The sequence below is a fragment of the Nitrospiria bacterium genome (genome assembly GCA_036397255.1).
Classification (GTDB): domain Bacteria; phylum Nitrospirota; class Nitrospiria; order DASWJH01; family DASWJH01; genus DASWJH01.
Map to the genome: position 1 here is coordinate 1 of DASWJH010000041.1, position 8,453 is coordinate 8,453.

Genomic DNA, 8,453 nt, shown 5'->3' on the forward strand with positions numbered 1-8,453 from the left:
TGTGGCAGGAGAAAGTTCTTGTTACAGACTTCTGGCTTTTATTGCATTAAAGATGGAGCTGGCTTGGAGGAAAACGCCGGTGGGCAGGGTGAATCATAGATTACACTGGTTCACTAAATTCACACAAAATACTTGACAGTACCACATTTTTGCTTAAAGCCTATTCAAACGATAAAGGGTATAAGATCTTTGGAGAAAGGAAATTGTTTTTCATTGTGACGGGAACGAGTCTCTTGTTGTAAAAAGAAGTTTTACAATACCTACCGGGCCCAACTGGGCAATGAATTATTAAAAATGAGTTTTCAGTTAGGTTGTAAAAGGGCAATTTGAGGACCCCCTTAAGGCTTTAAAGGTATTGGTGGAAACAGGTAAGTATTGTAACCATTTGAAATTTAATTGTTTTTAAATAAAATTAAAATTTTCCCCCCTCCCTTGACTTCCCCCATTTCATGGTTAGAAAGAAAGGCGCAAAGATAATATAACGATAACCAATTAGAAAGGAAGGTGGTTGTTATGTCACTCGTACGATGGGAACCATTTAAAGATGCCGTTTCACTTCAAGACCGGATGAACCGTATGTTAAGGGAGCCTTTTTTGAGACCCTTTATTGAAGAGGAGGATGGGATTGGGTTGAGCACCTGGGCTCCAAGTGTAGATGTTTATGAGGATGAGGAAAAATTGGTCATCAAAGCGGAGCTTCCTGAAATGAACCAGAAAGATATTGGAGTCCATGTGGAAGAAAACCAGTTGACCATTACAGGCGAAAGGAAACTGGAAAAAGAAGAGAAAAAGGAAAAATACCACAAAATTGAGCGAAGCTATGGAACCTTTAGCCGGACCTTTACGCTTCCTTCAACGGTAGACCAGGACAAAATTAAAGCCCATTATGATCGAGGGGTTTTAAAAATTGAACTGCCAAAGAAAGAGGAGACAAAACCGCGTCATATCGCAATTGACGTAAAATAACTTAAAAAGGGGAGGGTTTTCCTCCCCTTTTTTTTTGCTATTCTTTTTTGTTAGTCGATTCTTCCCTACAGGTTTTACCTTCCACATTTCCTTTCTTTTATCATTAAAACCCTTTTAACATTGATTGGGTGTTTCCATGGGTCCTATAATGATCCAGGTAATTTTTTTAGGATTTACCAAATTTTAAGTTATATCCATTATGTTTTAAAGGGGTGGAAGGAAAATGGCCAAAAACCATATCCATATCAAGGGGGCCCAACAAAATAACCTGAAAAGCCTGAATCTGAAGCTTCCTCTCAATGAATTAATTGTTGTGACCGGTGTCAGTGGGTCAGGAAAATCCTCATTGGCATTTGACACGATATATGCAGAAGGCCAACGTCGGTATGTCGAGACCTTTTCCCCGTATGCAAGACAGTTTTTAGACCGCATGGATAAACCCCATGTGGACCGCATTGAAGGAATTCCCCCAACGATTGCTATTGATCAGACCAACCCGGTTCGAACCTCCCGCTCCACGGTGGGTACCATGACGGAATTAAATGATCATCTGAAACTTTTTTTTGCCCGAGCGGCTCAATTGTTCTGTAAGGGTTGCGGTCAGCCGGTTCAGTGTGACACCCCGGATCGTATATTCAAGCATTTGCTGAAAAAGGATCTGTTTGCGAATGATACAGGTTTACTGATTGTTTTTCCGGTGAAAGTCCCGATAAATTTTTCTAGAGGTGAAATCAAAAATCTGCTTGCCCAGCAGGGTTACACAAAGATTCATCGGGAAGATGAGGGTGTCATTGAGGTGATCCAGGATCGTGTTGTGTTTAATGAGAAAAAGCAACAAAGGATCATTGAAGGACTTGAAGCCGCCCTTCGCTTTGGTCAAGGGATGGTTTTCATCTATCCCCTTGATCGTTCAGGGAATAGCCTTTCCCCTGTGCGCTTTTCCTCTGGATTGCACTGTCCGAAATGTAATTTATATTATCGCGGGCCGGTTCCCAACCTGTTTTCCTTTAACTCTCCTATCGGGGCATGTGAAGCCTGCCGTGGATTTGGGAGAACCATGGGGATCGATTTCAGCCTGGTCATTCCAGACGAAACGAAAACCCTTGCAGGGGGTGCGATAAAACCGTGGCAGACGGAAAGCAACAGAGAATGCCAGGAAGATCTGATCCGGTTTGCACGAAAGCGAGGGATCCCCACTGGGATTTCATGGAAAAGGCTTAAAGATGTCCACAAGCGCTGGGTCATAGAAGGGGAAGGTTTTTGGGAGGATGGGAAATGGTATGGGGTCAAACGTTTTTTTAATTGGCTTGAGACCAAGAGTTACAAAATGCATATCCGGGTTTTGTTGTCAAAGTATCGGGCCTATAATCTGTGTGCGGTTTGTGGGGGTTCCCGCCTCAAGGAAGAGGCCTTGGTGTGGCGTTTGGGAAGCCAAAACGATGCAAAAAGTGTCATTTCTCTGAATCGCCGTTTTAATCCCCCTTTTAATCAATTATCCGACCAGGCTTTTTTCTCCCTCCCAGGTTTAACCTTCCATGACGTGATACTTTTACCCATTGAAAGGTGTTATGAATTTTTTAATCAACTTCATCTTCCCTCTCCCTTGGATGCGGCATTGGACTTGCTCTTAAAAGAGATTCGAATCCGGCTTCAATATTTGGTTCAAGTGGGATTGGGTTATCTAACTTTAGATCGGCAATCTCGAACCTTGAGCGGGGGAGAAGTCCAGCGAATTAATTTGACCACTGCCCTGGGAACTTCTCTGGTTAATACGCTTTTTGTTTTGGATGAACCCAGTATTGGTTTACACCCTCGGGATATGGGCCGTGTTATCGAGGTCCTTCGACAGTTACAAAAGGCAGGCAATTCGCTGATTGTGGTAGAGCATGATCCTCAAATCATGCTTGCAGCAGATCGGATTTTGGATTTGGGCCCAGGACCCGGAGCAAAAGGAGGGAGGGTTGTTTTTTGGGGTACTCCCAAGGAATTATTAGGTTCCAAACGTTCTTTGACCGCAGATTATCTCTCTGGGAGAAAAGCGGTCGCATCCAATGAGGAAGGTCTGCCCAAACCTCCTGCAACACTCCATTTAGAAATTCTGGGGGCATCTGAAAACAATTTGAAAGAAATTGACGTTAAAATTCCTTTGAACCGATTGGTCTGTATTACCGGGGTAAGCGGATCTGGAAAATCCACTTTGGTTCAAGATATTTGTTATAAGGCCATTCGAAAAATAAAAGGACATCCGGTAGATCCCCCCGGGAAATACAGGGCCCTCCGGGGACATGAAAAAATCCAGGAGGTGGTCCTGGTGGATCAATCTCCCATCGGAAAAACCACGCGCTCTAACCCTTCTACCTATGTGGGTGCTTTGGATTCAATCCGAAAAGCTTTTGCCAATGAACCTTTGTCCAAAGAAAGGGGGTATTCTGCGGGAACATTCAGTTTCAACTCAGGGCGGGGGCGTTGTGGGACCTGTGGCGGAAATGGGTTTGAACATGTTGAAATGCAATTTTTAAGCGATGTCTATTTACGCTGCCCGGACTGCGATGGGAGGCGGTATCGCGAAGAGATATTAGAGGTGAAACTTATTCCCTCAAATGAGAATCCTTTGAAATTTCGGACCCAAGGAGGAAAGTCGATTTCAGAGGTTTTGGAACTGACGGTTTCGGAAGCCATGGGTTTTTTCCAAGGGTATTCAGATGTGCTCCGTTCTCTTGAACCGTTGCAAGCGGTGGGTTTGGAATATTTAAAATTAGGTCAACCGGTTCCAACCCTTTCGGGAGGAGAAGCACAACGCTTGAAATTGGCCGGCCATCTTGCAAAAGCCAAAAAGAGAAAAAACAAGGAGTTGCCCAAGCTTTTTCTTTTTGATGAACCCACCACAGGGCTTCATTTCCATGACATCGCTACTTTGGTAAAGGCAATGAAACGGTTGGTATTAGAAGGCCATTCGTTAATTATCATCGAGCATAACCTGGATGTCATCCGAGCCGCTGATTGGGTGATCGATTTGGGTCCTGACGGGGGAGAGGCAGGGGGTGAAGTGATTTGTCAGGGAACTCCCCATGAGGTGGCTAAACATGAGGAAAGTCATACCGGGCAGGCCCTGGAGGGATACCAGAGAGTTTTGAAAGAAAATGATTGGACCTTAGGCCAACCCCAAGGGAAGAGAAAAACAAAATTAAAAAATAAGAAATATTTGATTGAGAAAAAAAACAACCCCTTTATTCAGATTCACAACGCCAGAGAACATAATTTAAAGGGGGTGGAGATTCAAATCCCTCGTGACAAGTTTACCGTCATTACCGGAGTGAGCGGGAGCGGGAAAAGCACGGTGGCTTTTGATATTTTGTTTGCCGAAGGGCAGCGCCGATATCTCGAATCGTTGAACGCCTACGCAAGGCAATTTGTTCAGCCTGCTTCCAAACCCGATGTGGATGCCATTTTTGGAATACCCCCCACCGTAGCCATTGGGCAGCGTACCAGCCGTGGAGGGCGAAAAAGCACGGTTGCCACACTAACTGAAATTTATCATTTTCTTCGCCTTTTATTTGTAAAATTGGGCATTCAATTCTGTCCGGAATGTCAGATTCCAATCAAGCAGCAATCACCAGAAGCCATCTTTGCAAAAATAATGAAAAAATTTAGAGGTCAACGGATCCTAATTTTGGCGCCTTTAGTGGTTTCCCGAAAGGGCTACTATACCGATCTGGCATCGTGGGCACAGGGCAAAGGGTTTTCACATTTAAGGGTAGATGGACATATGGTTGCGACGGGCCAATGGCCCAGGTTGGACCGGTTTAAAGAACACCATATTGAGTTGCCTATCGGGGAAATGAAGGTGGTTCCAAAGGAGGAGGCGCGCCTGGTAAAACATCTGGAAGAGGCTCTCAGCTTTGGGAAAGGAATAGTTCAAATTTCCCCTTCGAACTCCCTTTTTTCGGTAAAGCGTGCTTGTTCCCATTGTGGGCGAAGTTTTGGCGAGCTTGACCCGAGGCTTTTTTCTTATAATTCTAAGCATGGATGGTGTGCAAAATGCTTTGGAGCTGGAATAATCCTTCCGGGGTTTGATGAGGAACAAAGTGGAGAGGAAATTTGGTGGAACGATTGGTGGGAGGGAGAAGCCTTGGTATGCGAGGGGTGCAATGGGAAAAGGCTTCGTCCTGAAGCCTTGGCCGTACAATTTCAAAAACGGTCTATTGCTGATTTAACCGCGATGTCCGTGGAGGAGGCGAATCGTTTTTTTAAAAGTGTGCGTTTGGGGGGTCGAGAAGCATTAATTGCGCGGGATATTTTTGATGAATTATGCTCACGTTTATTATTTCTAAAAAAGGTGGGGTTGTCCTATTTGTCTTTGGATCGGTCCGCACCCACCCTTTCCGGGGGAGAAGCCCAGCGAATACGTCTGGCCTCCCAATTGGGTTCTAACCTGAAAGGGGTTTGTTATATTCTGGATGAACCTACCATTGGCCTACACCCAAGGGATAACCGGAGGTTGTTGGATACACTTCATCAATTGGAAGCAAAAGGCAATACCGTGGTTGTGGTGGAACATGACGAAGAAACCATCCGCAGTGCTGAATATGTGGTGGATCTGGGTCCTGGGGCGGGTTTTAATGGGGGAAGGGTAGTTGCCCAGGGATCCGTTAAAGAGATAGTTAAAAATCCAGAATCCGTTACAGGCCAATTTCTCTTAAAGCCCCTTCTGCATCCCTTGATGGAGAAACGTGATGGAGAGAAAGGTAATAAAGAAAAAGGGATCATTGGGGTCCAGGGGGCGACACTCCACAATCTTAAAAACATTCGGGTCGAAATTCCCTTGGGAAAATTGGTGTGTGTGACCGGGGTCAGTGGAAGTGGGAAGAGCACCCTGGTCCGGAGTATATTGCATCACAATCTCCGAGCGTTACTCCAAAATAAAAAGCTAAAAGGGAAACGGGAAAGAGAATTCCGTTTTATGGGTTGCAGGAAAATTGTGGGATGGGAACCCGTTACCCATATTCTCGAAGTTGACCAGACCCCTATTGGTAAAACCCCCCGGTCTTGCCCTGCAACCTATGTGGGTTTCTGGAGCGCCGTCCGCCAGCTATTCTCAGAGACCCCTGAAGCGCGGATGCGGGGCTATGGTCCAAGCCGGTTTTCCTTTAACGTGAAAGGTGGAAGGTGTGAAGAGTGTGAGGGACAAGGGGCAAAAAAGATTGAAATGAGCTTTTTGCCAGATGTTTCTGTAGTCTGTGAAGCCTGCAAGGGAGACCGATTCTCCCAGGAAACCCTGATGGTTCGTTTCAAGGAAAAAAACATCTCAGAGGTGTTGCGGATGAGTGTGGAGGAAGCCTCCAAATTTTTTTCCTCCCATTTCCGAATCCATGGTGCCCTTCGACTTTTAGAAGATGTGGGGCTTGGATATTTGACCCTTGGACAACAAAGTCCGACCTTGAGCGGTGGAGAAGCCCAACGGATCAAATTGGTGACTGAATTGGCAAAAGCCAAAACTTTAAGAAATGGGGGTGAACCCCCTTGGAAAGATAAAAAGGAATCATCTGTCGGAAATGGCTCCCATTCACTTTATGTCCTTGATGAGCCAACCATTGGTTTGCATATGGCAGATGTTGAAAAACTAATTCGGGTCTTACACCGTTTGGTTTCTGCTGGAAATACAGTTCTGATTATTGAGCACAATTTGGATATTATTGCTGAAGCCGATTGGGTGATTGATCTCGGTCCAGAAGGAGGAAATGGGGGTGGGGAAATTGTGGGACAAGGGTCCCCTGAGGATTTGGCAAAAAACAGAAAAAAATCCCATACGGCTAAAATCCTTTCCACTTTTTTAAAGGAGAGAGGATCAAAAAAGAAAAATCCTTAGTGGCCAGAAAGCAGAAAATGAAATGAAGAGATTTTTCGAATACCCCTTGAACAGGTAAATTCCCTATGAATAAAAATTTTCGTGATAAATCTGCTCTTCTGAAAATCCCTTACCTAATAGAATTTTGCTGCTGTCATTGATCAGGCCTTGGCCACCGCAAAGATAGGCCTCATGGGTTTTGGCCATAACCTCCTTGATTTCTTTTTCAATCAGTTGTGTGACACGGCCCACAAAACCATCCCATCGGTTAGGAAAAGGTTGTGAAAGACATAATGTGTATTTGAATTGGGGAAGGGCTTTTGCAATTTTTTCTAATTCCTCCTGGTAAAAGATATCGTTCGCGTGGCGTAAACCGAAATACAATTGTATTTTCTGTTTTGCCTTGGCATCCACTAAATGGCGCAGCATGGCCATAATGGGGGAGATTCCGGTTCCGTTCGCAATAAAAATAATGGCCCGATGGGAGGACTGATTCAAAATAAACTCCCCGTAGGGGCCATCGAACTGAACCCGGTTTCCAGGCTCGAGGCGGTGTATGTAATTGGAGCCTAACCCCCCGCTGGTGGCGCGAACACAAAGGGTCACACGGTGGCGATCTTCCGGAGAGGAGGAAATGCTGTAGGATCGGCGAATGTGTTCGTGATCTTTAATGGTAAAAGAAAGATATTGGCCCGGAAGAAAAGAAATGATTGCCGGGTGAATCAGTTTTAATGTCACTTCCCGGACAATATCCGTTAGGTGGCGGGTATGGACCACTTCGGCTTCGAATCCGGTACGGATACCGGTTGCCCTTGCGCGTTCGGACGTGGTGGTGGTGGCGTCCCCAACCTCCAAATCATTTAAAACCCGATTGATGCATGCCAACCGGTGTTTTGAAAGATCTGCCCCAATGGTTTCCAGTGTTCGTTTTTCCCGGGCGGTCATGGGGTTAAGGCCCTCGGGGGTTACCGATACATCGATGACACAGGCTCCGCATGCTCCTGCCCTGCAGCTGAAACGAATTGGGCAGTTATGTTCTTCACATAGATCCAGAAGATATTTCCCTTCTTCACAGGTAAAAGTATCGCCTGTTTTTTTAAAAAGAACCCGCGGCATGCTTTTTTCCTCCCCACCTTTTTAGAAATTTAATGTGATCTCGTTTTTTCATGTTTTCATGATTAAACCGAAACTACCCTGTGGTTGGTCTAATGGTCAAGTTGTTTTTTAAGATTTGTAGCCATCCAATAATGAGTTATGAAGAAAGCTTGGCAGTTGACAGTTAAAAAAACCGATATTCTTCCATTATTCTTCAAAAAGGGGGGGGGACGGGTTTTTCCCCTTTTCTAATTCGACTTTAGGATTAAATTTTTTTAAAACTCTATGTTTTTAATGGGTTAAAGATTTATGGTTAAAGATAACCAAAACTTGCTAACGGGAGGGGAGGAGGAAGAGCCGGTTTCCTGGCCCTCTTTTTTGGAATCTCATCCCCCTAATAAAGTCGCTTATGAGCCTGTCCGGCAAACCATTAAGTTAGGGATAGCACATTGGCGAATGTGATCCGTGCGGAATTATTCATCCATCGAAGAGTTAGAGGGTCCATCGATATGGAAGTCATGGTATATGCAAGAGAGGCATCCATGTC

4 protein-coding genes are annotated in these 8,453 nt (G+C 45.0%); 3 read left to right on the forward strand and 1 reads right to left on the reverse strand.

Annotated features, from left to right (window positions below; translation table 11 throughout):
* Window positions 1–513 precede the first annotated feature (513 nt).
* Together VGB26_05105 and uvrA are read left to right on the forward strand one after the other, a co-directional pair.
* Window positions 514–966, forward strand: coding sequence for an Hsp20/alpha crystallin family protein (locus tag VGB26_05105; protein HEX9757165.1), 453 nt, complete (start codon window positions 514–516; stop codon window positions 964–966).
* A 223-nt stretch (window positions 967–1,189) separates the two neighbouring features.
* A complete protein-coding gene (uvrA, locus tag VGB26_05110; GenBank protein ID HEX9757166.1) occupies window positions 1,190–6,832 on the forward strand; it encodes an excinuclease ABC subunit UvrA in 5,643 nt (1,880 codons plus the stop codon).
* Window positions 6,833–6,895: 63 nt separating this feature from the next.
* On the opposite strand, the gene VGB26_05115 is transcribed toward uvrA, so the two are convergent.
* Window positions 6,896–7,927: a 2Fe-2S iron-sulfur cluster binding domain-containing protein gene (locus tag VGB26_05115; GenBank protein ID HEX9757167.1), complete on the reverse strand. Its 1,032-nt coding sequence runs from the start codon at window positions 7,925–7,927 to the stop codon at window positions 6,896–6,898.
* A gap of 288 nt (window positions 7,928–8,215) precedes the next feature.
* On the opposite strand from VGB26_05115, the gene VGB26_05120 reads away from it, so the two are divergent.
* On the forward strand, window positions 8,216–8,368 hold the full coding sequence (locus VGB26_05120; protein HEX9757168.1) for a hypothetical protein: 153 nt from the start codon (window positions 8,216–8,218) through the stop codon (window positions 8,366–8,368).
* The last annotated feature ends 85 nt before the right edge of the window (window positions 8,369–8,453 follow it).

What these genes read in the sequence shown, in the direction of transcription:
- VGB26_05120 (HEX9757168.1), top strand. Translation starts at nt 8,216, where the DNA reads ATGGTTAAAGATAACCAAAACTTGCTAACGGGAGGGGAGGAGGAAGAG.
- VGB26_05105 (HEX9757165.1), top strand. Translation starts at nt 514, where the DNA reads ATGTCACTCGTACGATGGGAACCATTTAAAGATGCCGTTTCACTTCAA.
- uvrA (HEX9757166.1), top strand. Translation starts at nt 1,190, where the DNA reads ATGGCCAAAAACCATATCCATATCAAGGGGGCCCAACAAAATAACCTG.
- VGB26_05115 (HEX9757167.1), bottom strand. Translation starts at nt 7,927, where the DNA reads ATGCCGCGGGTTCTTTTTAAAAAAACAGGCGATACTTTTACCTGTGAA.